This is a genomic window from Bradyrhizobium sp. CCBAU 51753 (assembly GCF_015291565.1).
Classification (GTDB): domain Bacteria; phylum Pseudomonadota; class Alphaproteobacteria; order Rhizobiales; family Xanthobacteraceae; genus Bradyrhizobium; species Bradyrhizobium ivorense.
The window spans coordinates 4787300-4810758 of record NZ_CP030037.1; the positions used below are offsets into that span (position 1 = coordinate 4787300).

At 64.6% G+C, this 23459-nt stretch carries 21 protein-coding genes; 13 read left to right on the top strand and 8 right to left on the bottom strand.

What is annotated here, in order from left to right; all coding sequences use genetic code 11:
* Positions 1 to 64: 64 nt before the first annotated feature.
* On the bottom strand, positions 65 to 460 hold the full coding sequence (locus tag XH93_RS21655) for a BA14K family protein (protein WP_139483668.1): 396 nt from the start codon (positions 458 to 460) through the stop codon (positions 65 to 67).
* Between the two features lie 273 nt (positions 461 to 733).
* Here XH93_RS21655 and XH93_RS21660 point away from each other — a divergent pair, with 273 nt between their 5' ends.
* Positions 734 to 1393, top strand: coding sequence for a dihydrofolate reductase family protein (locus XH93_RS21660; RefSeq protein ID WP_194469082.1), 660 nt, complete (start codon positions 734 to 736; stop codon positions 1391 to 1393).
* Positions 1394 to 1447: 54 nt separating this feature from the next.
* Here XH93_RS21660 and XH93_RS21665 read toward each other — a convergent pair whose 3' ends face one another.
* The gene (locus XH93_RS21665; RefSeq protein ID WP_139483666.1) at positions 1448 to 2047 is read right to left on the bottom strand and encodes a CinA family protein; all 600 of its coding nucleotides are present in this window, start codon (positions 2045 to 2047) and stop codon (positions 1448 to 1450) included.
* A 1-nt stretch (position 2048) separates the two neighbouring features.
* Positions 2049 to 3245: a bifunctional 2-C-methyl-D-erythritol 4-phosphate cytidylyltransferase/2-C-methyl-D-erythritol 2,4-cyclodiphosphate synthase gene (locus tag XH93_RS21670; RefSeq protein ID WP_194469083.1), complete on the bottom strand. Its 1197-nt coding sequence runs from the start codon at positions 3243 to 3245 to the stop codon at positions 2049 to 2051.
* A gap of 286 nt (positions 3246 to 3531) precedes the next feature.
* Here XH93_RS21670 and dusB point away from each other — a divergent pair, with 286 nt between their 5' ends.
* The 3 genes from dusB to ntrC are packed head-to-tail and all read left to right on the top strand — an operon-like array spanning position 3532 to position 7157.
* A complete protein-coding gene (gene dusB / locus XH93_RS21675; RefSeq protein ID WP_194475276.1) occupies positions 3532 to 4533 on the top strand; it encodes a tRNA dihydrouridine synthase DusB in 1002 nt (333 codons plus the stop codon).
* Positions 4530 to 5705, top strand: a complete 1176-nt coding sequence (locus XH93_RS21680) for a nitrogen regulation protein NR(II) (RefSeq protein ID WP_139483663.1) — start codon at positions 4530 to 4532, stop codon at positions 5703 to 5705. Before dusB ends, XH93_RS21680 begins: the two co-directional genes overlap by 4 nt.
* 9 nt (positions 5706 to 5714) lie before the next feature.
* On the top strand, positions 5715 to 7157 hold the full coding sequence (ntrC, locus tag XH93_RS21685) for a nitrogen regulation protein NR(I) (protein ID WP_139483661.1): 1443 nt from the start codon (positions 5715 to 5717) through the stop codon (positions 7155 to 7157).
* 50 nt (positions 7158 to 7207) lie between these two features.
* On the opposite strand, the gene XH93_RS21690 is transcribed toward ntrC, so the two are convergent.
* Positions 7208 to 7627: a hypothetical protein gene (locus XH93_RS21690; protein WP_139483659.1), complete on the bottom strand. Its 420-nt coding sequence runs from the start codon at positions 7625 to 7627 to the stop codon at positions 7208 to 7210.
* Positions 7628 to 8055: 428 nt separating this feature from the next.
* Between XH93_RS21690 and XH93_RS21695 the strand changes: the two genes are divergently transcribed.
* The 5 genes from XH93_RS21695 (at position 8056) to mgtE (ending at position 15402) form a co-directional block, all read left to right on the top strand.
* Entirely contained in the window at positions 8056 to 10437 is a 2382-nt protein-coding gene (locus tag XH93_RS21695) for a PAS domain-containing sensor histidine kinase (RefSeq protein WP_194469084.1), read from the top strand.
* Between the two features lie 17 nt (positions 10438 to 10454).
* Positions 10455 to 11825 (top strand): sigma-54 dependent transcriptional regulator, encoded by a 1371-nt coding sequence (locus tag XH93_RS21700; protein WP_139483655.1) that lies wholly within the window; start codon positions 10455 to 10457, stop codon positions 11823 to 11825.
* A gap of 344 nt (positions 11826 to 12169) precedes the next feature.
* Positions 12170 to 12418 carry an RNA chaperone Hfq gene (hfq, locus tag XH93_RS21705; protein ID WP_006020546.1) on the top strand — a complete coding sequence of 83 codons (249 nt, stop codon included), beginning with the start codon at positions 12170 to 12172 and terminating at the stop codon, positions 12416 to 12418.
* An 11-nt stretch (positions 12419 to 12429) separates the two neighbouring features.
* The gene (hflX, locus tag XH93_RS21710) at positions 12430 to 13824 is read left to right on the top strand and encodes a GTPase HflX (RefSeq protein ID WP_194469085.1); all 1395 of its coding nucleotides are present in this window, start codon (positions 12430 to 12432) and stop codon (positions 13822 to 13824) included.
* A gap of 207 nt (positions 13825 to 14031) precedes the next feature.
* Positions 14032 to 15402: a magnesium transporter gene (mgtE, locus tag XH93_RS21715; RefSeq protein ID WP_194469086.1), complete on the top strand. Its 1371-nt coding sequence runs from the start codon at positions 14032 to 14034 to the stop codon at positions 15400 to 15402.
* Positions 15403 to 15552: 150 nt separating this feature from the next.
* Here mgtE and mazG read toward each other — a convergent pair whose 3' ends face one another.
* Entirely contained in the window at positions 15553 to 16398 is an 846-nt protein-coding gene (gene mazG, locus XH93_RS21720; RefSeq protein WP_194469087.1) for a nucleoside triphosphate pyrophosphohydrolase, read from the bottom strand.
* 127 nt (positions 16399 to 16525) lie between these two features.
* On the opposite strand from mazG, the gene queC reads away from it, so the two are divergent.
* Positions 16526 to 17245 carry a 7-cyano-7-deazaguanine synthase QueC gene (gene queC, locus XH93_RS21725; RefSeq protein ID WP_194469088.1) on the top strand — a complete coding sequence of 240 codons (720 nt, stop codon included), beginning with the start codon at positions 16526 to 16528 and terminating at the stop codon, positions 17243 to 17245.
* 237 nt (positions 17246 to 17482) lie between these two features.
* Here the strand turns inward: queC and XH93_RS21730 are convergent, their stop codons facing one another.
* From XH93_RS21730 to nthA, 3 genes are read right to left on the bottom strand one after another with little or no spacing between them, the layout of a single operon-like run.
* Complete coding sequence (locus XH93_RS21730; protein WP_194469089.1) at positions 17483 to 17860, bottom strand: nitrile hydratase accessory protein; 378 nt, start codon at positions 17858 to 17860, stop codon at positions 17483 to 17485.
* Positions 17860 to 18519: a nitrile hydratase subunit beta gene (nthB, locus tag XH93_RS21735; protein WP_194469090.1), complete on the bottom strand. Its 660-nt coding sequence runs from the start codon at positions 18517 to 18519 to the stop codon at positions 17860 to 17862. The genes XH93_RS21730 and nthB overlap by 1 nt, the downstream gene beginning before the upstream one ends.
* On the bottom strand, positions 18516 to 19151 hold the full coding sequence (gene nthA / locus XH93_RS21740; protein ID WP_194469091.1) for a nitrile hydratase subunit alpha: 636 nt from the start codon (positions 19149 to 19151) through the stop codon (positions 18516 to 18518). Before nthA ends, nthB begins: the two co-directional genes overlap by 4 nt.
* Positions 19152 to 19239: 88 nt before the next feature.
* Here nthA and XH93_RS21745 point away from each other — a divergent pair, with 88 nt between their 5' ends.
* The 3 genes from XH93_RS21745 (at position 19240) to XH93_RS21755 (ending at position 23423) form a co-directional block, all read left to right on the top strand.
* The gene (locus XH93_RS21745; RefSeq protein ID WP_194469092.1) at positions 19240 to 20046 is read left to right on the top strand and encodes an enoyl-CoA hydratase/isomerase family protein; all 807 of its coding nucleotides are present in this window, start codon (positions 19240 to 19242) and stop codon (positions 20044 to 20046) included.
* Positions 20047 to 20196: 150 nt separating this feature from the next.
* Positions 20197 to 21921, top strand: a complete 1725-nt coding sequence (locus XH93_RS21750) for a hypothetical protein (protein ID WP_194469093.1) — start codon at positions 20197 to 20199, stop codon at positions 21919 to 21921.
* Positions 21922 to 22403: 482 nt separating this feature from the next.
* Positions 22404 to 23423: a TRAP transporter substrate-binding protein gene (locus XH93_RS21755; protein ID WP_194469094.1), complete on the top strand. Its 1020-nt coding sequence runs from the start codon at positions 22404 to 22406 to the stop codon at positions 23421 to 23423.
* Positions 23424 to 23459 lie beyond the last annotated feature (36 nt).

Genomic DNA, 23459 nt, shown 5'->3' on the forward strand with positions numbered 1-23459 from the left:
TCGCAATGACGGGAGAGGGGGCATCGCAACCGTAAACTACAAGGCAAAATGCCCTTGCATTGCCTTACGGGCAGGGACGGCGCACGCCGCCGGATGCGATGTAGGTGCCGGAGGCCGGGTCGTAGGAGCGGAAGCGCTGGGAGCAATAGGCGTCGTTGTTGGCCTTGGCCTGGCTTGCGGCAATCGCACCGCCGATGATCGCGCCGACCGCAAGACCGCCGATCACCGCGCCGGCATTTCCGCCGCCACCGTGGTGGTGATATCCGCCGCGATAACCACCGCCGCGGTAGCCGTAGCGCGGGCCGCCGCCATGATAGTGCCGGTACTGCACCTGCTGAACGGAGGTAGGCTGATCCTGCAAACGTGCCGGAGCGAGCGGAGCGGCAACCGAGGGGACAACAGTCGACAGTGTCATGGCACCGGCGGTGATGCTGGCCACGACCAACGTTCCCAACTTCATCAATTTTTCTCCTTGTTGTGGATTTGCGGTTGGAATGCCGCAGGTTGGACATGGGAAAACGGCGAAGCAACGTCAAAGTTGCGCCCCGGGTCGGCGACTCTGGGTTGCAGTTAACATGTTTGGCATGAGATCGGCTTTGGCGCGACAGCGCGTCATCCGCGCGGCAACTGCGGCGCTCGCAGCACGCTGCAAAGAATTTTGCGACCCTTGTCGGCTCCGGCCTATCGCGTTCGTCCTCGGGCCATCAGACCATGATCACGCAAGGAGCTTGAAGTGAGAAAGATTGTTGTCGGCGCCTTCATCAGCCTCGACGGCGTCATGCAGTCGCCGGGCGGCCCGGAGGAAGATCCGATCGGCGGTTTCCGTTTCGGCGGCTGGTTCGCCCCGCTTGTCGATGAGAAGACCGGCGAGGTGATCGGCCAGATGCTGGCCAATCCATTCGACCTGCTGCTCGGCCGCAAGACCTACGACATTTTCGCCGCGCATTGGCCCTATGTCGACAAGAACGATCCAATCGGCCCGGTCTTCGACCGCATCACCAAATACGTCGCCACCCGCGATGCCGGCCGCCAACTGAGCTGGCGGAACAGCGAGACATTGGGGACCGACGTCGTCGCCGCACTGAAACAGCTGAAGCAATCCGACGGCCCTGATCTTCTCACGCAAGGCTCGAGCGACTTCCTCAAGACGCTGTTCGCCGAAGGCCTGGTCGATGAGGTCAATGTGTTCATTGCGCCGCTGATCCTCGGCAAGGGCAAGCGCCTGTTCGGCGACAGCGGCCAGCCGGGCAATCTGAAGTTGGTGTCATCGCAGGTCCTGCCGTCCGGCATCATCTATGCCAAATACGTTCCGGATGGCGAGGTGAAGACCGGCTCGTTCGAATTCGAGACGCCGACTGCGGCGGAGCTCGAGCGCCGCAAGAACCTGACTTGAATCAAGGACGGGTCGGACATCGAATGGCCGGTCTCGCTACCGGCCGTTGCGCATTCATCCGCGCGGCGTCCGGCGCCGCTTGGCGGCGTGACTGCGCGGCGAGCGCGCCACCCGCGGCCGCAGCCGGCTGACGGCCTCGCGACGCGGCTTTGCCGCTTGCGGCGGGCGCGCCAGCTCCATCAGCATGCGCAACGCCTCGACCACCGAGCGCTGGCGCACCGCGCTGCGGCCGATCGCGCCAAACCGCTGCTCGCGGTGAATGATGCGGCCGTCGCGCGCGGCAACAGCAAAGTGCACGAGACCCACCGGCTTGCCTGGCGTGGCGCCGCCGGGCCCGGCGATGCCGGTGATGGAGACCGCGAGGTCGACGCCGGCTTTTTCCAGCGCGCCGATCGCCATCGCAGTCGCGGTTTCCTTGCTGACCGCGCCAAAGGTCTCGAGCGTTGCCGCCTTGACCCCGAGCATGACCCGCTTGGCTTCGTTGGAATAGGTGACGAAGCCGCGGTCGATCACGTCGGACGAGCCGGGGATGTCGGTCAGCGCGCCGGCGACCAGGCCGCCGGTGCAGGATTCGGCGGTCGCGATGGTCAGCTTGCGCATCCGGCACAGGTCGAGCAGCGAGCGGGAGAGGGCACGAGCGTCGCTGCCGCCCATGTCAGGCACTCCAGCCTTTATCGTCCCAGGGGAGACGTATCGTTGCGCTCGCCGTCGCCGCAATACCTTCCTCGCGGCCGGTGAAGCCGAGCCGCTCGCTGGTGGTCGCCTTCACCGCCACCCGCGAGATGTGAACGCCGGAGATCTCCGCTATCTTCGCCCGCATGGTGTCGCGCAGCGGGCCGATCTTCGGCCGCTCGCAGATCATCGTCACCTCGAGATTGGCGATCCGCCCGCCGCGCGCGGTGACGCGCTCGACGGCATATTTCAAAAACTGATCGGAGGAGGCGCCCTTCCACTTGGCATCGCTTGGCGGGAAGTGCGAGCCGATGTCTCCGTCGGCCAGTGCGCCGAGGATCGCGTCGACCAGCGCATGCAGCCCGACGTCGCCGTCAGAATGGGCGAGAAAGCCCTTGGTGTGCGGCACACGCACGCCGCAGATCATCACATGGTCGCCGTCGCCGAAGGCATGCACGTCGTAGCCGGTGCCGGTCCTGATGTCGCCGAGCTGGCTCGCGAGCCGCGCTTCCTCGCGCACGAAATCTTCGGGAGTGGTGAGTTTCATGTTGGCAGGATCACCTTCAAATGTCGCAACCGTCAATCCCGCCCATTCCGCAAGCGCTGCATCGTCGGTGAAATCGCTGCGGCCCTCGCGTGCCGCGCGACGATGCGCCTCCAGTATCACGTCAAAGCGAAAGGCCTGTGGCGTCTGCGCGATCCGCAGCCGCGCGCGCTCCGGCGTCGCCTCGACGTCGCCGGCATTGCCGGTAAGCTTGATGGTATCGGTGACCGGAATCACCGGGATCGCAGCACCGGTGCGGCCGGCGGCCGCGATCGCGCGCGAGATCACCGCCGACGTGACGAAGGGGCGTGCGGCATCGTGGATCAGCACGATATCGGGCTTCTCACTCGCGAGCGCCTCGAGCCCCGCATGCACGGAGGCCTGGCGGGTAGCGCCGCCCGGGGTTGGCGGCTGGTGGCGGAGGCCAGCGACCGCATCGTTAAACAGCGCGGCGTCATCCGGGTTGACCACCGGCTGGACGGCGAACACGTCAGGATGCCCGGAGAACGCCTCCATGGCCCGATAGATCACGGTCTGTCCGCCGATGGTCCGGTACTGCTTCGGCCCGCCCGCGCCGGCGCGCAGGCCTCGGCCGGCTGCGACAAGAATGGCTGCGGTACGCTCAGGCTTGGGCATGTTGAACCAATGACAGACGAATCTGGGGTGAGGAGAGGGCGACGTCACAGTCGCGCACAGCCCTTACCATGCCCTGTGCGCAAGAACAGAGCGTTTCCAGCTAGCTGTGGGAAAAGCAGATTTTGTTGCAGTGCACTTGCGTCGGTGGTAGAATTGTCTAAACTGTAGGCAAGAACCTTGACTGCACAAGAATTGTGCGCAAAATAAACAATGTCGGCTGCAATGACGTGGCCGACCCAACTTCGAGACAGCCGTGACCGGCGTGCAAAGTGTAGCTCGTAACCCGTTGAAGATCGGCGATATTGCCGTCGCCAACCGGGTTCTCCTCGCGCCGATGTCCGGCATTACCGATGCGCCCTTCCGCCGACTCACGGCGGCCCTGGGCGCCGGATTGGTGGTCTCGGAGATGACCGCCAGCGACGATCTGGTGAACGGCAAGCCGATGTCGAAGTTGCGCTGCGAAGCGGCCGGGATCGGCCCGCATGTGGTGCAGCTCGCCGGCTGCGAGACCCGCTGGATGGCGGAGGGCGCCCGCATTGCGGAAACCGCCGGCGCCGACATCATCGACATCAACATGGGCTGCCCGGCCCGCCACGTGACCGGCGGCCAGTCCGGCTCGGCGCTGATGCGGGACCTCGACCATGCGCTGACGCTGATCGAGGCGACGATCTCGGCGGTCAAGGTGCCGGTGACGCTGAAGATGCGGCTCGGCTGGGACGACCGTTCGCTCAACGCGCCGGAGCTGGCGCGCCGCGCCGAAGGCGCCGGCGTGCAGATGATCACCGTGCACGGCCGCACCCGCTGCCAGTTCTACAAGGGCGAGGCGGACTGGCAGGCAATCCGGGCGGTCAAGGACGCCGTCGCAGTCCCGGTGGTGGTCAATGGCGACGTCACCACCTTCGATAAGGCCGTCACGGCGCTCGAGCAGTCCGGCGCCGATGCCGTCATGATCGGCCGCGGCGCGCAGGGACAGCCCTGGCTGCCGGGGCAGGTCGGCCGCCGGCTCGAGACCGGCATCGCCGAGACCGCACCGCCGCTGGCCGAGCAGCTCAAGCATGTCCGCGCTCTCTATGACGAGGTCTGCAGCCATTACGGCCTCCGCGTCGGGCTCAAGCATGCCCGCAAGCATCTCGGCTGGGCGCTCGAGGTCGCGGCCGCCTATAGCTGCGCGCCGGCCGCAACGTTGAAGAGCTGGCGGCAGAAGATCCTGACCTCGGAAGAACCGTCGAGCGTGCATCGCTCGCTCGATGAGGCCTACGACGACTTTGCCTGGAGCGCTGCCGCATGACGTCAGCCATGGACTTTCGCAGGCCAATACCCACCGATGGCGAGGCAATCCTCAATGCGCTGCCCAACCCGGTGCTGCTGGTCGCCCCCGACGGGCGGATCGTCGATGCCAACATCGCCGCCGAATCCTTCTTTGAAATCTCGACGCAGTTCCTGCGCCGGCAGTCGCTCAAGGAGCTGGTGCCGTTCGGCAGCCCGCTGCTCGCGCTGATCGAGCAGGTGCGGACATCAGGCTCGCCGGTCAACGAATACAAGGTCGACCTCGGCACGCCCAGGATCGGTGGTGATCGCCAGGTCGATCTCCACGTCGCCCCGCTGACCGAGCGGCCTGGCCATATCGTGGTGATGCTGCAGGAGCGCACCATCGCCGACAAGATGGACCGCCAGCTCACCCATCGCAGCGCCGCGCGCTCGGTGATCGCGCTCGCCGCCATGCTGGCGCATGAGATCAAGAATCCGCTGTCGGGCATCCGCGGCGCCGCGCAGCTCCTGGAGCAGCAGGCGTCTTCCGAGGACCGGCTGCTGACCCGCCTGATCTGCGACGAGGCCGATCGCATCGTCACCCTGGTCGACCGCATGGAGGTGTTCGGCGACGACCGCCCGGTGGCGCGCGGACCGGTCAACATTCATTCCGTGCTCGACCATGTGAAGCGGCTGGCGCAATCAGGCTTTGCCCGCAATGTCCGCTTCATCGAGGACTACGATCCGTCGTTGCCGCCGGTGTTGGCCAACCAGGATCAGCTGATCCAGGTGTTCCTCAATCTGGTGAAGAACGCGGCCGAAGCGGTCGCCGATCTCGGCACCGACGCCGAGATCCAGCTCACCACGGCGTTCCGGCCAGGCGTGCGGCTGTCGGTCCCCGGCAAGAAATCGCGGGTCTCGCTGCCGCTGGAGTTCTGCGTCAAGGACAATGGCTCGGGCGTGCCGGAAGACCTGCTGCCGAACCTGTTCGATCCTTTCGTCACCACCAAGCAGACCGGCAGCGGGCTCGGGCTCGCGCTGGTCGCAAAGATCATCGGCGATCATGGCGGCATCATCGAATGCGAGTCGCAGCCGCGGAAAACCACGTTCCGCGTGCTGATGCCGATGTACAGCGCCGCCAAGCAACACGATCACAGCAACCGCGATGACGTTCCGGGTACGCCGTCGCCTGCCTCTCAGGATGCACGATGAGGAACAACAATGCCTGCAGGTAGCATACTTGTCGCCGACGACGACACCGCCATCCGGACCGTCCTGAACCAGGCGCTGTCGCGCGCTGGCTACGAGGTGCGCCTCACCGGCAATGCCGCCACGCTGTGGCGCTGGGTCAGCCAGGGCGAGGGCGACCTCGTGATCACCGACGTGGTGATGCCCGACGAGAACGCGTTCGACCTGCTGCCGCGGATCAAGAAGATGCGGCCGAACCTGCCGGTCATCGTGATGAGCGCGCAAAACACCTTCATGACCGCGATCCGCGCCTCCGAGCGCGGCGCCTACGAGTACCTGCCGAAACCGTTCGACCTCAAGGAGCTGATCACCATCGTCGGCCGCGCGCTGGCCGAGCCGAAGGAGCGGGTCGCGAGCGCCAACGACGACAACGAGTTCGACTCGATCCCGCTGGTCGGCCGCTCGCCGGCGATGCAGGAGATCTACCGGGTGCTGGCGCGGCTGATGCAGACCGACCTTACCGTGATGATCTCGGGCGAGTCCGGCACCGGCAAGGAGCTGGTCGCCCGCGCGCTGCACGATTACGGCAGGCGCCGCAACGGCCCGTTCGTCGCGGTCAACATGGCGGCGATCCCGCGCGACCTCATCGAGTCGGAACTGTTCGGCCATGAGCGCGGCGCGTTCACCGGCGCCAACACCCGCGCCTCCGGCCGCTTCGAGCAGGCCGAGGGGGGCACGCTGTTCCTGGACGAAATCGGCGACATGCCGATGGAGGCGCAGACCCGGCTGCTGCGCGTGCTGCAGCAGGGCGAATACACTACGGTCGGCGGCCGCACCCCGATCAAGACCGACGTGCGGATCGTCGCCGCTTCCAACAAGGATCTGCGCATCCTGATCCAGCAGGGGCTGTTCCGGGAAGACCTGTTCTTCCGCCTCAACGTCGTGCCGCTGCGGCTGCCGCCGCTGCGCGAGCGGATCGAGGACCTGCCCGACCTGATCAGGCACTTCTTCGCGCTCGCGGAGAAGGACGGCCTGCCGCCGAAGAAGCTCGATGCCCAGGCGCTGGAACGGCTGAAGCAGCATCGCTGGCCCGGCAACGTCCGCGAGCTGGAAAACCTCGCCCGACGCCTGGCTGCGCTCTATCCGCAGGATGTCATCACCGGCTCGGTGATCGACGGCGAACTGGCGCCACCGGCGGTCACCGCGGGCAGCACGGCGAGCGTCGGCGTCGACAATCTCGGCGGCGCGGTCGAGGCCTATCTGTCCTCGCATTTCTCCGGCTTCCCGAATGGCGTGCCGCCGCCGGGCCTCTATCACCGCATCCTCAAGGAGATCGAGGTGCCGCTGTTGACCGCGGCGCTGGCGGCGACGCGCGGCAACCAGATCCGGGCGGCCGACCTGCTCGGACTGAACCGCAACACGCTGCGCAAGAAGATCCGCGACCTCGACATCCAGGTCTACCGCAGCGGCGGGTAGGCAAGGCCGGCGAGGCGCGCTCCGCCGCCGGGGAATAGCGTCCGGAACGGCTATTTGCCGGCAGGTGCTTGGTCCAATTTGATCTGGACAGCATTTATACGCGCCTGGATGTCCTTTACCTGAAGGGCGAGCGGGCCAGATTCGAGCGCCGTCTGCACTTTGTTGATACGCTGGTCGACGTTGGTGACAAGACTGTTGAGGTGCGCCAATTCCGCATTCTCAACCGCAGCTTGCACTTTGCTGATCCGTTGGTCGATGTTGGCAACGAGACCGTAGAGACGATTCAGTTCCGTAGCCTGTTGCTCAAGCCGTTGTTTCTCGATGTCCCGGAGCTCGAGTGTGGCCAGGAAGCTTTGCTGCCCGAGTTGCCTGCGCTGAACTTCAGAAAGACCGATTCCCAAAACGTTGAGCACGAGGATGGCGATCAGAATGATCGTCGTCATGGTCGGTTTGGTCTCGACGTCGGACATGCAGGTCTCTCTTAGTTGATCGGCGCACTGGGCCCATGGACGTAGTGTATAGGCGACCCTGCCTTTTCCTGGATAGGCCCGGTTGGGGCATTGTGCCTGCTGTTCTTCCGGTCCGGAGAGGCCGTGGTCGCTTTCATCCGCTGCATCGGGCGACCCCTCACGAAAACGAACGTGGCCATGATCTGCGTCCGGGGAATCCCGGCGGTCGCGCTAGCGTTCCCCGGACCGACCGCGGCCGTTTAGCCCATCGCCTGAATGACTTCCGCGGCTATTCTCACCCACGGTTATGCTTTCGTCACAAATGGTGTTGGGAACACGCGTCCGCGCCGATCTTTGCGCCGCGGAAATGTCGCAATTCGGCAACATTGTGATATGATTGCATCAGTCCGCAAGTCCTGCGGGCGAACGCTTCCAGCTCAATTGCCGGTATGACCAGCGCAGAGACCACGGCCTCGACCATAGACACGTCCCCCGCTGCCGAGCCGAAGGGTTTTGGCTTGCGGCGATGGCTGGCGCCGTTCGCCGCGGCCACGGCGCTGCTGTCGGCGATGCTGACCTTCGTGGTGCTGAGCGGTCTGACCCCGATCGAGCCCACCAAGCCGGTGGTCTACTCCTTCCTGGTGATCAACGCGGCCTCGATCCTGCTGCTGATGGGGATCATTGCCCGCGAGGTCTGGGACGTGATCCAGGCCCGCCGCCGTGGCCGGGCCGCAGCCAGGCTGCATGTCCAGATCGTCAGCCTGTTCTCGATCATCGCGGTGCTGCCGGCGGTGCTGGTGGCGGTCGTCGCCAACGTCACCCTCGACCGCGGCCTGGATCGGCTGTTCTCGGGGCCGACCCGGGAGGCGATCCAGAACTCGCTGAGCGTGGCCCGCGCCTATACCTATGAGCACGCCCAGCTGATCAATGGCGACATCCTGGCGATGGCCAGCGACCTCGCCAATTCCCGGCCGCTGTTCGATCAGGACCGGCTGACCTTCCTGCAGCTTTTGACCTCGGGTGCCATCGCGCGCAACCTGCCGGGGGCGATGCTGCTCGACCGGGACGGCAAGCCCGTCGTGACGGCGCCGACCGGCGCCACCCAGGTGTTTGCGACGCCGCCGAAGGAACTGCTCGACGATATCGGCGAGAACAAGCCGGAAATCTCGGTGTTTCCGGAGGAGAACTATGTCGCCGCCGTGGTGCGCTTGCGCAATTTCGACGGCGTGTTCCTCTACGTCGCGCGCCTGCTCGACCCCAACGTGGTCGGGCAGCTGAAACAGACCCAGACTAGCGTCGCCGAATATGCCGAGATCGAATCGCGCCGGCTCGGCATCCAGGTCACCTTCGCGCTGATGTTCGCGGTGATCGCGCTCACCATCCTGATGGCCTCGGTGCTGATCGGGCTGAATTTCGCCAACTGGCTGGTGGAGCCGATCCGCAACATCATGAGCGCGGCCAACCAGGTCTCGACCGGCGACCTGCATGTCCAGGTGCCGGTGGTCAAATCCGAGGGCGACCTTGCCCAGCTCGGCCAGACCTTCAACAACATGACGCAGGAGCTGCGCACCCAGCGCGACGAGCTCGTCAACGCCAGCGAGCTGATCGACAGTCGCCGCCGCTTCATCGAGGCGGTGCTGTCCTCGGCCTCCGCCGGCATCATCGGCGTCGATGCCTCAGGCAGCGTCGGCATCCTCAACCGTTCGGCCGAGAAGCTGATCGGGCACGCCGAATCCGAGACGCTGGATCATCCGCTGTCGGACGTGCTGCCCGAGCTCGACGAGATGATGAAGACCGCGCGGGAGGGCACCCAGCGGCTGGTGCAGGGCCAAATCACCATCAACCGCGACGGCCACGAGCGCAATCTCTCGGTGCGGATCTCCGCCGAGCCGACCAGCCAGTCACGCGACAACTACATCATCACCCTCGACGACATCACCGAGCTGGTATCGGCGCAGCGCACCTCGGCCTGGGGCGACGTCGCCCGCCGCATCGCCCACGAGATCAAGAATCCGCTGACCCCGATCCAGCTCTCCGCCGAGCGCATCAAGCGTAGGTTCGGCAAGACCATCACCGAGGAGAAGGACAAGTCGATCTTCGACCAGTGCACCGACACCATCGTGCGCCAGGTCGACGATATCAGGCGGATGGTCGACGAGTTCGCGCGCTTTGCGCGCATGCCGAAGCCCGTGATGGAGGGCGAGGACGTCGCCGACGTGGTGAAGCAGGCGGTGTTCCTGATGAAGGTCGCCAATCCCGACCTCGACATCGAGGCCGATATCAGGCAAGACCCGCTGCCCGCGCAATTCGACCGCCGGCTGATCTCGCAGGCGCTGACCAACATCATCAAGAACGCCACCGAGGCGATCGAGCAGGTGCCGCCCGAGGAACTTGGCAAGGGCCGGATCGACGTGGTGGCGCAGCGCGAGAACGACGACATCCTGATCGACGTCGTCGACAACGGCATCGGCCTGCCCAAGGTCGCCCGCGCGCGGCTGCTCGAGCCCTATGTCACGACGCGGGCCAAGGGCACCGGCCTCGGGCTTGCGATCGTCGGCCGCGTCCTCGAGGACCATGGCGGCCGCATCGAGCTCAAGGACGCGTCGGACTTCCGCGACGGCCAGCGCGGCGCCTGGATGCGGCTGCGGTTTGCCGTCTCGGGGCAGGCGGCGAAGCCCGACGGCGCGCAGCGACCGGAGGCCACGCCGGAACCGAACGAGCAAAAACTTGAAAAAAATCCGCCGGGTGAGCCGACCAGCGCACCGGCAGAAACGACCAACGATCAACCAGAAATCCAACTACCAAGAATCAAAGCCGCAACGGGCGATTGACAGGCAGGTGTATACCCATGGCTAGCGACATTCTGATTGTCGATGACGAGGCCGATATTCGCGATCTCGTTGCGGGCATTCTGGACGACGAGGGCTTTTCCACGCGCACCGCGCGCGACAGCGATTCGGCGCTCGCCGAGATCGCCAACCGCCGTCCGCATCTGGTGTTCCTCGACATCTGGCTGCAGGGCTCCAAGCTCGACGGGCTGCAGCTGCTCGAGCAGATCAAGAAGGACAATGCCGATCTGCCTGTCGTGATGATCTCCGGCCACGGCAACATCGAGACCGCCGTCGCCGCGATCAAGCGCGGCGCCTACGACTTCATCGAAAAGCCCTTCAAGTCCGACCGGCTGATCCTGGTCGCGACCCGGGCGCTGGAAACCTCGCGGCTCAGGCGCGAGGTGAAGGAGCTCAAGCAACTGGCTCCGGCGGCTAGCATTTTGACCGGCCGCTCGGCCTGCATGAACCAGCTGCGCCAGACCATCGACCGCGCCGCCAAGGCCAACAGCCGGATCCTGATCGTCGGGCCTGCCGGCGCCGGCAAGGAGCTCGCGGCGCGCACCCTGCACAATGCCTCCGGCCGCGCCGAGGGGCCGTTCGTGGTGATCAACGCGGCCGCGATCACGCCGGAGCGCATGGAGCTCGAGCTGTTCGGCGTCGAGGGCTCGAACGGCGAGCAGCAGCGCAAGCCCGGCGCGCTCGAAGAGGCGCATGGCGGCACGTTGTTCATCGACGAGATCGCCGACATGCCGCGCGAGACCCAGAACAAGATTTTGCGCGTGCTGGTCGACCAGACCTTTCAGCGCCAGGGCGGCACCGCCAAGGTCCATGTCGACGTCCGCATCATCTCCTCGACCGCGCGCAATCTCGAGGAGGAGATCGCCGCCGGCCGCTTCCGCGAGGACCTTTATCATCGGCTGTCGGTGGTGCCGATTCGGGTGCCGCCGCTGTCGGAGCGGCGCGAGGATATCCCGGAGCTGATCGACTATTTCATGGACCAGATCTCGGCCGCGACCGGCCTGCCGAAGCGGCAGATCGGGCAGGACGCGATGGCCGTGCTGCAGTCGCATGTCTGGCCGGGCAACGTCCGCCAGCTCCGCAACAATGTCGAGCGCGTGATGATTCTCGCCGGCGGCGGACCGGAGGCGATCATCACCGCGGACATGCTGCCGCAGGACGTCGGCTCGATGGTGCCGGCGATGCCGACCTCCAACAATGGCGAGCACATCATGGGCCTGCCGCTGCGCGAGGCGCGCGAGGTGTTCGAGCGCGACTATCTGATCGCGCAGATCAGCCGCTTCTCCGGCAACATCTCGCGCACCGCGGAGTTCGTCGGGATGGAGCGCTCGGCGCTGCATCGCAAGCTGAAGGCGCTGGGGGTCGGCTGACCCCCAAGGACCGTCTGGGCCTGCGCTTCAACCGAAATCGGACCGGTATCTGCACGCTGACGTGAGCATGGGCGTGCCGACGCAGGGTCGGTATAATTCCGGGGGAGTTATCCACGCAGGCTGAGAATATTCGTCTCTTTCGCCGCGCTTTCTTAGAATTGCCACCGTGTTCCTACCGACTGATACGCGAACTGGCTTGCCTAACACGCGCGCGTGGCTTCTAATCCTACCGCTATGCCTGCCGGAGGGGGATCTCAGGGCAGGTGAGCAGCCGGATGCAGGCTCCGTGAGAGAGCAATCACCGGTTCAATAAAAAGAAGCACAAGCAATGCGGGACAAAAACAATGGCGGCAGACCGCGCACAAAATCTACAAGACACCTTCCTTAATCACGTTCGTAAAACCAAAACACCTTTGACGATATTTCTAGTGAACGGAGTAAAGCTGCAGGGGATTGTCACCTGGTTCGATAATTTCTGCCTGCTGCTGCGGCGCGACGGTCATTCGCAGCTTGTCTACAAGCACGCGATCTCGACCATCATGCCGGGCGCTCCGATTCAGTTGTTCGAAGGTGGCGAGGACGCACCGGCTTGAGAGTGACCTGATTGGAACCCTTCAATCGTGAAGGGGGCGCCGACCGGCCCAAATCTAGGCCTGGGTCGGCGGAGAATAGCAGTACCGGGCGGGTGATCGTCATCGGCCCTTACCTGCGCATGCGCCGCGGCGACGGCGATGCGCAAACGGATTTCTCTGTCCGCGACTATGACGCGCGGATCGAGGAAGCCGCCGGTCTTGCGCGCGCCATCGATCTCGACGTAGTGGAGCAACTGGTCGCGCCGATCAGCCGGATCCGGCCCGCGACCTATCTCGGCAAGGGCAAGGTCGAGGAGATCACCGGCCTCGTCGCCGGCAACCATGTCGAGCTCGTGGTGATGGACTGCGCGCTGTCGCCGATTCAGCAGCGCAACCTCGAGAAGGCCTGGAGCACCAAAGTGCTCGACCGCACCGGCCTCATTCTGGAAATCTTCGGCCGCCGCGCCAAGACCAAGGAGGGCGCGCTGCAGGTCGAGCTCGCCCATCTCAACTACCAGCGCAGCCGCCTGGTGCGATCCTGGACCCATCTTGAGCGCCAGCGCGGCGGCTTCGGCTTCATGGGCGGCCCGGGTGAAACCCAGATCGAGGCCGACCGCCGCCTGATCGGCGATCGCATCACCAAGCTCGAGGGCGAGCTGAAGAAGGTGCAGGCGACGCGGCGGCTGCATCGCGCCGGGCGCCAGCGCGTGCCGTATCGCGTGGTGGCGCTGGTCGGCTACACCAACGCCGGCAAGTCGACCCTGTTCAACCGACTGACTCGTGCCGACGTGCAAGCCGCCGACATGCTGTTTGCGACCTTGGACCCCACCTTGCGCGCGTTGAACCTGCCGCATGGCGGCAAGGCGATGCTCTCCGACACCGTCGGCTTCATCTCCAATCTGCCGACCCAGCTCGTCGCCGCCTTCCGCGCCACGCTGGAGGAGGTGCTGGAGGCCGACATCATTCTGCACGTCCGCGACATCTCGCATGAAGATGCGGAGGCGCAGGAGCGCGACGTCGAGGCGGTGCTGCGCCAGCTCGGCATCGATACCGACGCCGATGGCGGCCAGCGCATCATCGAGGTCTGGAACAAGATCGACCGCTTCGATCCCGAGGAGCGTGACAATCTCCGCAACATCGCCGCGCGCCGGCCGCCGGAGCGGCCGTGTTTTCTGGTCTCAGCCGCGACGGGCGAGGGGATCGACCAACTGTTGACCGCGATCGAGGATCGGCTGGCGGCCAAGCGCATGACGCTCAATCTCTCGATCGACGCCTCCGACGGCGCCGGCATCAGCTGGCTACACCGCAACGCCGAGGTCCTGAACAAGGAGCTGCATGGCGAGCGCTTCGACATGACGGTGCGCGTCGACGAGACCAAACGCGACATCGTGATGAACCGGTTCGACGCCGTGCCACACCAGGCCTGAGCCGGGCATGATCCGGAAAAGTGCGAAGCGGTTTTCCGAAGAGGCCATGCCCAAAAGAAATGCGGCGCAAGCCGCATTCTCCGGAAATATGACGAAGCCGTGACATCTCACGGCGTCGGCGCGCCTGCGGCGCGACGCCGCACTTTCCGTTTGAAATCCGCGCCGCCTTGGTTCATTGCGCTTCAGAACCCAAGGCGAGGGCGATCGATGCAAGACTCCAGCGATACCATGACCCGCGACGCGCCAGTGAGCCCGACCGGCGATCTGGCCCATGAGCGCGCCCCCGAAATCGTCGAGGCGCTCAACGCAAGGGAGCCCGCGGATGCCGCAAAGCTGCTGCAGTCGCTGCCGGCGGAGCGGGCGATCGAGGTGCTCGATTTGCCCGGGCTCGACAACACCTGCGAGATCCTCGCCGAGCTGCCGACGGACGCCGCCGTGGCGTTGCTGTCCGGCGTGTCCGACGACCGCGCCGCCGACATCTTCAAGGAGCTGATCGAGCCGCTGCGCACCACGCTGCTGAACGGCCTCAATCCGGACACCCGCGCGGTCATCTCGGGCCTGCTCGCTTATCCCGAGCGCAGCGCCGGCTCGATCATGACCACTGAGTTCGTCAGCGTGCCCTCGACCTGGACCATCGCCGAGGTGCTGCATCACATCCGCATGGTCGAGCGCACCCGCGAGACCGTCTACTCGATCTTCGTGACCGATCCGGTCAAGAAGACGCTGATCCAGGCGGTGCCGCTGCGCCGCCTGATCTCCGGCGATCCACATGCCAACGTGCTGACAGCCGCGCCCGCGCGAAAACCGCTGATGATCGCGCCGGAGGCCGACCGCATGGAGGCGGCGCGGCTGATCTCCCGTTACGATTTGCTCGCGGTCGCCGTCGTCGATGGTCCCGGGCATATCCTTGGCATCGTCACGGTCGACGACGTCATCGACGCGATCGTCGAGGAATCCACCGAGGACGCCCAGAAGTTCGGCGGGATGGAAGCGATCGACGAGCCGTATCTGCGGATCGGTTTTGGCGAGATGATCAGGAAGCGCGCCGGCTGGCTGTGCGCGCTGTTCTTGTCCGAGATGCTGACCGCGACCGCGATGCAGTCGTACCAGAGCGAGCTCGAGAAGGCGATCGTGCTGACCCTGTTCATCCCGCTGATCATGAGCTCGGGCGGCAATTCCGGCTCGCAGGCAACCTCGCTATTGATCCGCTCGCTGGCGCTGCACGAGGTGCGGCTGCGCGACTGGTGGCGGGTGGCGCTGCGCGAGCTGCCGACCGGCATCGTGCTCGGCGCCATTCTCGGCGTGATCGGCATCGTCAGGATCACGCTCTGGCAGACGCTTGGACTGTTCGACTACGGCCCGCATTGGGTGCTGGTCGCCGCAACCGTCGGCGCGGCCTTGATCGGCATCGTCACCTTCGGCTCGCTGTGCGGCTCGATGCTACCGTTCATCCTCAAGCGCATCGGCTTCGATCCGGCGAGTGCGTCGGCACCGTTTGTCGCGACCTTGGTCGACGTCACCGGGCTCGTGATCTATTTCGGCGTCGCGGCGGTCATCCTGCGCGGCACGCTGCTGTAGGCCACCCTGCATCTACAAGTACACCGTCGTCCCGGCGGAAGGCCGAGACCCATAACCACCGGCCGTTGTTGTGGGCACGGTCGCAGTTCCGCATCTCGGTCGGCTTGGCGAATATGCGCGTGGAACTGACAGCAATAGCCAACCGCTAGATCACGCGGTATGGGTCCCGGCCTTCGCCGGGGCGACGGCGGTTTTTGCTTCGTTCCACAACGCGTCCATCTCCTCCAGCGTCGCGCCGTCTAGCATCCGTCCCTTCGCCGCCAGCGCCTGCTCGATATAGGCAAACCGCCGCTCGAACTTCGCATTCGTCGCCCGCAGCGCGGTCTCCGGATCGGCGTCGACATGGCGGGCGAGGTTGACGACGGCGAACATCAGGTCACCGGTCTCTGACGCGAGTTCCTCCTTGTCCTTGCTGTTGAGCGCGGCCTCGATCTCGTCGGCTTCCTCGCGGATCTTCGCCAGCACCGCGCGCGGATCGTTCCAGTCGAAGCCGACGGTGGATGCCTTGCGCTGCAATTCCATTGCGCGCGTCAGGGCAGGGAGGCCGGCCTTGACGCTGGCCAGCAGGGACGTGTGCGCCGTCTCTTCCGGCGGTCGCCGCGCCGCGCGCTCGGCCTTCTCCTCGGCCTTGATGCGCTCCCACGCACTCTTGACGCCGGCGGGCTGGATGTTGCCGTCCTTGTCGGCAAAGACATGCGGGTGACGGCGGATCATCTTTTTGGTGATCGCCTCGACCACGTCGCCGAACGCAAACGCGTTCCGCTCCTCGGCCATGCGGGCGTGGTAGACCACCTGCAGCAGGAGGTCGCCGAGCTCGTCGCGGAGGTCGTCAAAATCGCCGCGGGTGATCGCGTCCGCCACCTCATAGGCCTCCTCGATCGTGTAAGGCGCGATGGTCGCAAAATCCTGTTCGAGGTCCCAGGGACAGCCGGTCACCGGCGTGCGCAGCGCGGCCATGATCTCGATAAGGCGGGAAATGTCGCGGGAAGGGGTCATCGGGCACCGGTTTATGAGGGTGTTGGTGTTATGCCAAAACGAGCGAGCCGATCCCAGCCAAAGGCGCTGAACTCGCCGTGATGTCCACCGATTGGCCATCGCGCCCGGGGGTGCTAAAGCGCGCTCCATGACCGATCAGATCAATTCCGACACCGCGCTGGTGCTGTTCTCCGGCGGCCAGGATTCCACCACCTGCCTCGCCTGGGCCTTGCAGCGCTTCGCCCGCGTCGAAATGCTCGGCTTCACCTATGGCCAGCGCCATGCGATCGAGCTCGACTGCCGCGACCGATTGCTGTCAGGCATCCGCGCGCTACGGCCGGACTGGGCGGCGAAACTGGGCGACAGCCACACCATCGCGATCCCGACGCTGGCGGAGATTTCCGACACCGCGCTGACCCGCGACGTCGCCATCGAAATGGGCGCCGACGGCTTGCCGAACACCTTCGTGCCGGGCCGCAACCTGGTGTTTTTGACTTTCGCGGCGGCGCTCGCCTACCGGCGCGGCATCCGCCACATCATCGGCGGCATGTGCGAGACCGATTACTCCGGCTATCCGGATTGCCGCGACGAGACCATCAAGGCGCTGCAGTCGGCGCTCAACCTCGGCATGGCGAAAAACTTCGAGCTGCACACGCCGCTGATGTGGCTCGACAAGGCCGCGACCTGGCGGCTCGCGCATGACCTCAGCGGGGCGGGGCTGGTCGACCTGATCCGCGAACATTCCCACACCTGCTATCTCGGCGAACGCGGCGCGCAGCACGATTGGGGTTTTGGCTGCGGCGAATGCCCGGCCTGCAGCCTGCGCGCCAAGGGCTGGCGGGAGTATGTGGCGCAGGGCGGTCGCTGATCCATGTGGCGTCGCGGTCTCTCGGTTCAACAATAACCGTCATCCTGAGGTGCGAGCCTTGCAGCGCATTTGCGCTGCTGGGCGAGCCTCGAAGGATGAATCGGCCCGGCTGGTGCCCGTCGATCCTTCGAGGCTCGCCGAAGAGGCTCGCGCCTCCAGCGGCAAAGGCGAAGCCTTTGCGCGGGGATGACGGGCCTGAGCGCTTTCGCGGGGGGTGAAGCGGCGCGCGCGACGCGATCACTCGAAATCCGCCGGCGTCAGCTCGATCGGCTTGCCGTGCGGGGTGCGGTCGGCGGCGTGGTCCCAGGCGTTGCGGTAGCGGCGCAGCGCGTCCGGGGTCGTGACGCCCTTGGCCGCCACGAGATGCTCGAGCGTCGCCAGCCAGTGCAGATAATAGGTCTCGCCGGTGTCGGGATCGCCGGCGGCCTGCGCGCGCTTGATCTGGTCGGCCAGCGCTGCGGCCCATTCCGGCCAAGTGAACACGCCGCGGTCGTGCAGGGTGAGCGCCATGGCAAAGGCCTGCGCTTCCCAGGGTGCGCGGAACACCGGGCCGTCGTCGTCGCGCGGAATGCTGGCGATGGCGCTGGTGGCGCGAGCGGCCGCGGAGGCGTCCATCAGGCCGGCTCCAGATACGGCTCGAAGGCGTCGATCGACACCTTGATCGTCGGGTCGGTGTCCGGCCCCCACAGCTCGCGTCCGTCGAACACGACGGTGTACAGCCATTGCGGATGCTCGCCGGCATCATTGGCGGCCGTATCGGGAAACACGTGACAGCCATGATCGCGCTCGACCACGCCGACATGCCCGCGCACATAGCGCGGCAGCCGCGTGTGGGTGGCGGGATGGATGTTCTTCGCCCGCACCCGGTCGCCCGGCTTGAATTTCGCGGCCGCCGGCGCGGTGCGGCCGAACTTGCCGCGCACCATGACGCGCTCGACGTCGGCGACCGAGAACTTGCCATGCTTGAGCGACTTCGCCGGCGCCACCGCATGTCCGGCGGTAACGTCCTCCGGCGCGACATAACCCTTGGCAAGCAGCAGGTCTTCGAGCCCGAGCAGCCATTTCTTGTAATACGAGCTCGAGAGATAAACGTGCGGGGGCAGGGACTCCCGATAGAACCGCGACGCGTCGATGTTGAAGGCGCCGGCCGCGCCCATCGCGCGCACCATCGCCAGCACCCGCGATTCCCATTCCTGGTGGAACATCGGCTCGTTCGGCTCGGGCTCGACCTTGCCGAAGCCGTCCATGCCGCCCATGTCGTGCACGCCGTTCACGACGGGGCTCCCGGCGTCTTCGGGAATCCGGTGCCGATCATGGAGTCGCGCGTCACGAGCTCAGCGAGTTGGTCCTCGCTCCAGCCCTCGGTGCCGGCGGGGCGCATCGGCAGCACCAGGAAGCGGGTTTCCGCGGTCGAATCCCAGACCCGGATTTCGGTCTGCGTCGGCAGGCTGACGCCGAAATCGGCCAGCACGCCGCGCGGATCCTTAACCGCGCGCGAGCGATACGGCGCCGCCTTGTACCAGACCGGCGGCAGCCCGAGCATTTCCCAGGGATAACAGGAGCACAGAGTGCACACGACCATGTTGTGGCGATTGGGCGTGTTCTCGACGGCGACCAGATGATCGCCGACGCGGCTGACATGGCCGAGCGTGCCGACCGCCTTGCTGGCATCGTCGAGCAACGCCTGCTTGAAGGCGGGATCGCTCCACGCCTTGGCGACGACGCGGGCGCCGTTATGCGGGCCGATCTTGGTCTCGTAGGCCTGCACGATGGCGTCGAGCGCGGCCGGCTCGAAATAGCCCTTTTCGCTCAGGATCGATTCCAGCGCGCGGACGCGCAGCTCCATTTCCGACAGCTCGGAATGGTCGTGATCGTGATGATGATGGTCGTGATCATGGTCGGTCATGGCGACAGGATAGGCGAACTGGCCGTGCTATGTCGAGGCGAGCGATTGCCCGGCATTTGACACAACAACGCGAGCAGGGAGGTATTCGGTGGCTGACTTCGTGACGATCGAGAAGGGCCTCGGGCCCGAGGGCCGCATCGCGGTGGTGCGGTTCGACCGCGGTGACGGAATCAACGCGCTGTCGCCGGAGGCGTTGCGGCAATTGACCGACGCCGCGCGCAGTTTCGAGGACGACGGCGGAACCTCCGTCGTCGTGCTGACCGGCGGCGCCAAATCCTTCAGCGCCGGCTTCGACCTCAAGGATGCCGAAGGCCGCTCGCGCCAGACCATGGACATGGGCACGCTGCGCCGGCACCTAAAGCTCGGGCCGCGGCTGACGCGAGCCTGGCAGGAGATGGAGCAGGTCACGATCGGCGCCATCGAGGGCTTTTGCGTCGGCGGCGGCGTGGCGCTCGCGGTCGCGCTGGACTTTCGCGTCATGGCGCGCGACGCCCACATGCGGGTGCCGGAGATCGCGCTTGGCATGAACATGAGCTGGCAGAGCGTGCCACGCATGCTGCATCTGATGGGACCGGCCCGCACCAAGCAGGCGGTGATCCTGGCCGACGACCGCATTTCCGCCGCCGACGCCTACGAATGGGGCCTGGTGGAGCAGGTGGCCGATCCCGGCAAATCCTACGAGGCCGCGATGGCGCTCGCCACCAAGATCGCGGCGCAACCGCCGATCTCGGTGGCCATGACGAAACTGACGGTCAACCGGCTGGCGCACGCGCTTGACGACCTCGCCGGCCATATGGACCTCGACCAGTTCGCACTGGCGAGTCTCACCGAGGACCACAAGGAGGGCGTGGCGGCGTTCCTGCAACGACGAAAGCCGCGGTTTCGGGGACGCTGATGCCGGCTGCAGGCGCCTCGCAGCCGCCGTCAGGGCCATCGCGTCGTCGGGGCGGTCGCCGACCCCTTGCTCAATCCCGCCGCGAAAGCCAAAATCAAGCTGCCGCGCGGTGGATATTGACCGGCTACTCTTTTCGAAGAGGGTGAGGCAATGACATCTTTCGAGCCGTTCCTGAAATCGGACGCCAGGTTTCGCGCCCACACGATGCCGGAGCTTGGCCTTTCCACAGCAGACAACAATCGCAATTTCTTTGTGTCTCAGCTGGCGCTGATGGTGGACGAAACCTACGCCATACTGCTGCGAGATCCCCCGGCTCCCCGACTTCTGAGGTTTTCACCGCTGGGTGGGATAGATCAGCGCTCTTTGAATCAGACGTTGGATTCAGTTGTCAACGTAACCTCCGACAACATCGGAGTTGCAGACATCAAGTTCAAGCAAAACCACGGCTTGGGCACCGTATATGAGATTACGACCAAGGCGCGCTCAGGTGTTGCGCTGATCGAAGCGCACCAGCTCACAGGAGCCTCCTTGGCAAGTCTTCGTGTGACCGTCGTGCCTAAAGCCGCCGAACAAGGACAGGGACAGGGACAAGCCGGACCAAACATTGACGTGGACGTGTTGGCGAGCCTGAAGGACTTCTATTCAGGATTCAGGGAGGGCCTTGCCCTTAACACCAAGGATAGCCTCAAGATCCTAGAGGCAAAAATGCGAGCTTACGCGGTTGCAACCCACGGCGCCAGCGATGCGGCCATGAACGCCGCATTCTTCGAGGGTTTCGTCGAGGGGCTCAAGGAGTCGATGGACGGCTTCATCGACATGTTCAAAGGCGTCGGAAAGTTCGTGTTCGACTCGAAATTCCGCGAAGAAATCCAACAACGAGCGGCCGAACTCATTCAGCCCTGGATTGAAGCGATGATTACTGCCCGGGGTAATCCGCGCCAATTTATCGCGCCGATCCTTGTCAGGGCCAAGGCCATCGGACTCGCCGTTGGCGATGAAGTCGGAAAGGAAGCCAACGAAAAGCTGGCGACGATGACGCCACTTGACCTGGCCAAATTTTCGGGCCGCGTCCTGGGGATTGCCGCATTCGAAGTGATTACGACGATCATTACCGAGTTAATTGGGTTTGGGGTTGTACAGGGATTGCGGTGGATCGAGGAAGGTGGCGGCGTTGTTGCCAGACTGGCGCCGCGATTAAAGGGAATCCTGTCAGCATCTGAAGAACTCAAGACCTTCTTGCGCGGAAAATTCGGCAAGGTCGTCGAGACAGCAGAGGAAGCCGAAAGAGGCTCAATGGCCGGCGGGAGAGGGGCTACTGCAGCAGCGAAAAATACTGCAAGAGCGCGATTCATCGAGGGCATGAGGCGTCCGCCACCGCATTTTTCCGATGCCGAAGTGTTGCAATTGGAAAAAGAAATCGCGGAGAAGATGGAGAAAGTCGGCGTGCCCAAGGAACATATCGGCGGCAAAGATTACAACCACCGAAGCGGCAAGAGGTCAGCTTTTCATCCAGGTGGCAACGAACGTGGCGGATGCAGAACAGGTGACGGGATTTGGGTGGAGGGAAATGTTCGGGAGCAGTGGCCGGGATTCGAGGAATGGGAGACGGCGAGTAGGGACACCAAACTCGAGACCATCATCGCGCATGAGTACCTTGAGATGAAAGTACATTCGTCCGGGGTTCCCATGCCGTCGGAGACCGGAACAATAGAGTACCAGCACGCTCATAACCTTTCAGTCCAACTCGCCAATGCGAGTGAGCTGAAAATCTCGCCGGAGGCCCGAAAGTTGCTGGTGGCGATGCGAAATAAATGGAATCTCGACACCGTCTATTTGCCTCCTGGTGTTAATCCCCGGTTGCCTCTCAAGCCTTAATTGTCGTTGCTGCCCGCCCCGGTCAGCGCGGTCGCGTCTTATCGGCTCGCCAATAAGCCAGCGGCTCTAATTTTGGTCCCAGGTCGGCTGGGAGAAGCGGGTCTCTCGTTACAGCGCAGCTTGCGTCCGAATTAGGCTGGGGCTCACCGAACTAGATTAGGTCGGTCACCGCGCTAGGTGAGAACTCGTTCTTCTCCATGTCTAATTCGCATAAGGTATATTATGGAATATTTATATCTACAATTGGATCAGTTATTTAGTGGGAATTCTTCGCAGGCCCTGGCAACTCGACCCCGTGACCGGGCTGCTTCCGAAACTATGCGGTCCACCGCCAGCCGCCTCGGCTGAAAGCCGATATTGCCGCGGCGTGCGGACGCTGCAATAAGCGCGGCCGTATGCAGAGATCGCTGGTGACCCCACGGCGTCAGGTCCGTATAGGATTGGCATCTCAGAACAACAACAAGCCTCGAGGGAGACCACCAATGAGCTTTTCACGACGCACGCTGCTGAAGGCCACCGCCGCTTCCGCCGTCCTCGGCGGCGTCGGCGCACCTTATGTGGCGCGCGCCCAGACCGCCGAGTTCTCCTACAAGTACGCCAACAATCTCCCGGATGGCCATCCGATGAACGTACGTGCCAAGGAGATGGCCGCGGCGATCAAGGCCGAGACCAACGGCAAGTTCGACCTGCAGATCTTTCCGAACAACCAGCTCGGTTCCGACACCGACATGCTGAGCCAGATCCGCTCCGGCGGCGTCGAGTTCTTCACGCTGTCCGGCCTGATCCTGGCGACCCTGGTTCCGGCGGCCTCCATCAACGGCATCGGCTTCGCGTTCCCGGATTACGACACGGTCTGGAAGGCCATGGATGGCGGCCTGGGGGCCTATGTCCGCGGCGAGATCAAGAAGGCCGGCCTCGAGGTGATGGACAAGATCTGGGACAACGGCTTCCGTCAGACCACGTCGTCGACCAAGCCGATCAACGGCCCGGACGATTTCAAGGGCTTCAAGATTCGCGTGCCGGTGTCGCCGCTGTGGACCTCGATGTTCAAGGCGTTCGATGCGTCGCCCGCCTCGATCAATTTCAGCGAGGTCTATTCGGCGCTGCAGACCAAGATCGTCGAGGGCCAGGAGAACCCGTTGGCGATCATCTCGACCGCCAAGCTCTACGAGGTGCAGAAGTTCTGCTCGCTGACCAACCATATGTGGGACGGCTTCTGGTTCCTGATGAACCGCCGGGCGTGGGAAAAATTGCCGGAGGATGTCCGCGCCGTCGTCGCCAAGAACATCAACGCCGCGGCCGTCAACGAGCGCGCCGACGTTGCCAAGCTGAATGCCGGCCTGCAGCAGGAACTGGCCGGCAAGGGCCTGACCTTCAACCAGCCCACCGTGGCGCCGTTCCGCGAGAAGCTGAAGGCGGCCGGCTTCTACGCCGAATGGAAGGGCAAGTATGGCGAGCAGGCCTGGGACCTGCTGGAGAAGTCCGTCGGCAAGCTGTCGTAACGCATCAAAGCAAGAAGCCTGAGTGCAGGGGGCCGT

Coding starts and splice junctions, on each gene's coding strand:
- XH93_RS21655 (WP_139483668.1), bottom strand. CDS start 460: ATGAAGTTGGGAACGTTGGTCGTGGCCAGCATCACCGCCGGTGCCATG.
- XH93_RS21665 (WP_139483666.1), bottom strand. CDS start 2,047: ATGGGCGGCAGCGACGCTCGTGCCCTCTCCCGCTCGCTGCTCGACCTG.
- XH93_RS21670 (WP_194469083.1), bottom strand. CDS start 3,245: ATGCCCAAGCCTGAGCGTACCGCAGCCATTCTTGTCGCAGCCGGCCGA.
- XH93_RS21680 (WP_139483663.1), top strand. CDS start 4,530: ATGACGTCAGCCATGGACTTTCGCAGGCCAATACCCACCGATGGCGAG.
- ntrC (WP_139483661.1), top strand. CDS start 5,715: ATGCCTGCAGGTAGCATACTTGTCGCCGACGACGACACCGCCATCCGG.
- XH93_RS21690 (WP_139483659.1), bottom strand. CDS start 7,627: ATGTCCGACGTCGAGACCAAACCGACCATGACGACGATCATTCTGATC.
- XH93_RS21695 (WP_194469084.1), top strand. CDS start 8,056: ATGACCAGCGCAGAGACCACGGCCTCGACCATAGACACGTCCCCCGCT.
- XH93_RS21700 (WP_139483655.1), top strand. CDS start 10,455: ATGGCTAGCGACATTCTGATTGTCGATGACGAGGCCGATATTCGCGAT.
- hfq (WP_006020546.1), top strand. CDS start 12,170: ATGGCGGCAGACCGCGCACAAAATCTACAAGACACCTTCCTTAATCAC.
- mgtE (WP_194469086.1), top strand. CDS start 14,032: ATGCAAGACTCCAGCGATACCATGACCCGCGACGCGCCAGTGAGCCCG.
- mazG (WP_194469087.1), bottom strand. CDS start 16,398: ATGACCCCTTCCCGCGACATTTCCCGCCTTATCGAGATCATGGCCGCG.
- queC (WP_194469088.1), top strand. CDS start 16,526: ATGACCGATCAGATCAATTCCGACACCGCGCTGGTGCTGTTCTCCGGC.
- XH93_RS21730 (WP_194469089.1), bottom strand. CDS start 17,860: ATGGACGCCTCCGCGGCCGCTCGCGCCACCAGCGCCATCGCCAGCATT.
- nthA (WP_194469091.1), bottom strand. CDS start 19,151: ATGACCGACCATGATCACGACCATCATCATCACGATCACGACCATTCC.
- XH93_RS21750 (WP_194469093.1), top strand. CDS start 20,197: ATGACATCTTTCGAGCCGTTCCTGAAATCGGACGCCAGGTTTCGCGCC.
- XH93_RS21755 (WP_194469094.1), top strand. CDS start 22,404: ATGAGCTTTTCACGACGCACGCTGCTGAAGGCCACCGCCGCTTCCGCC.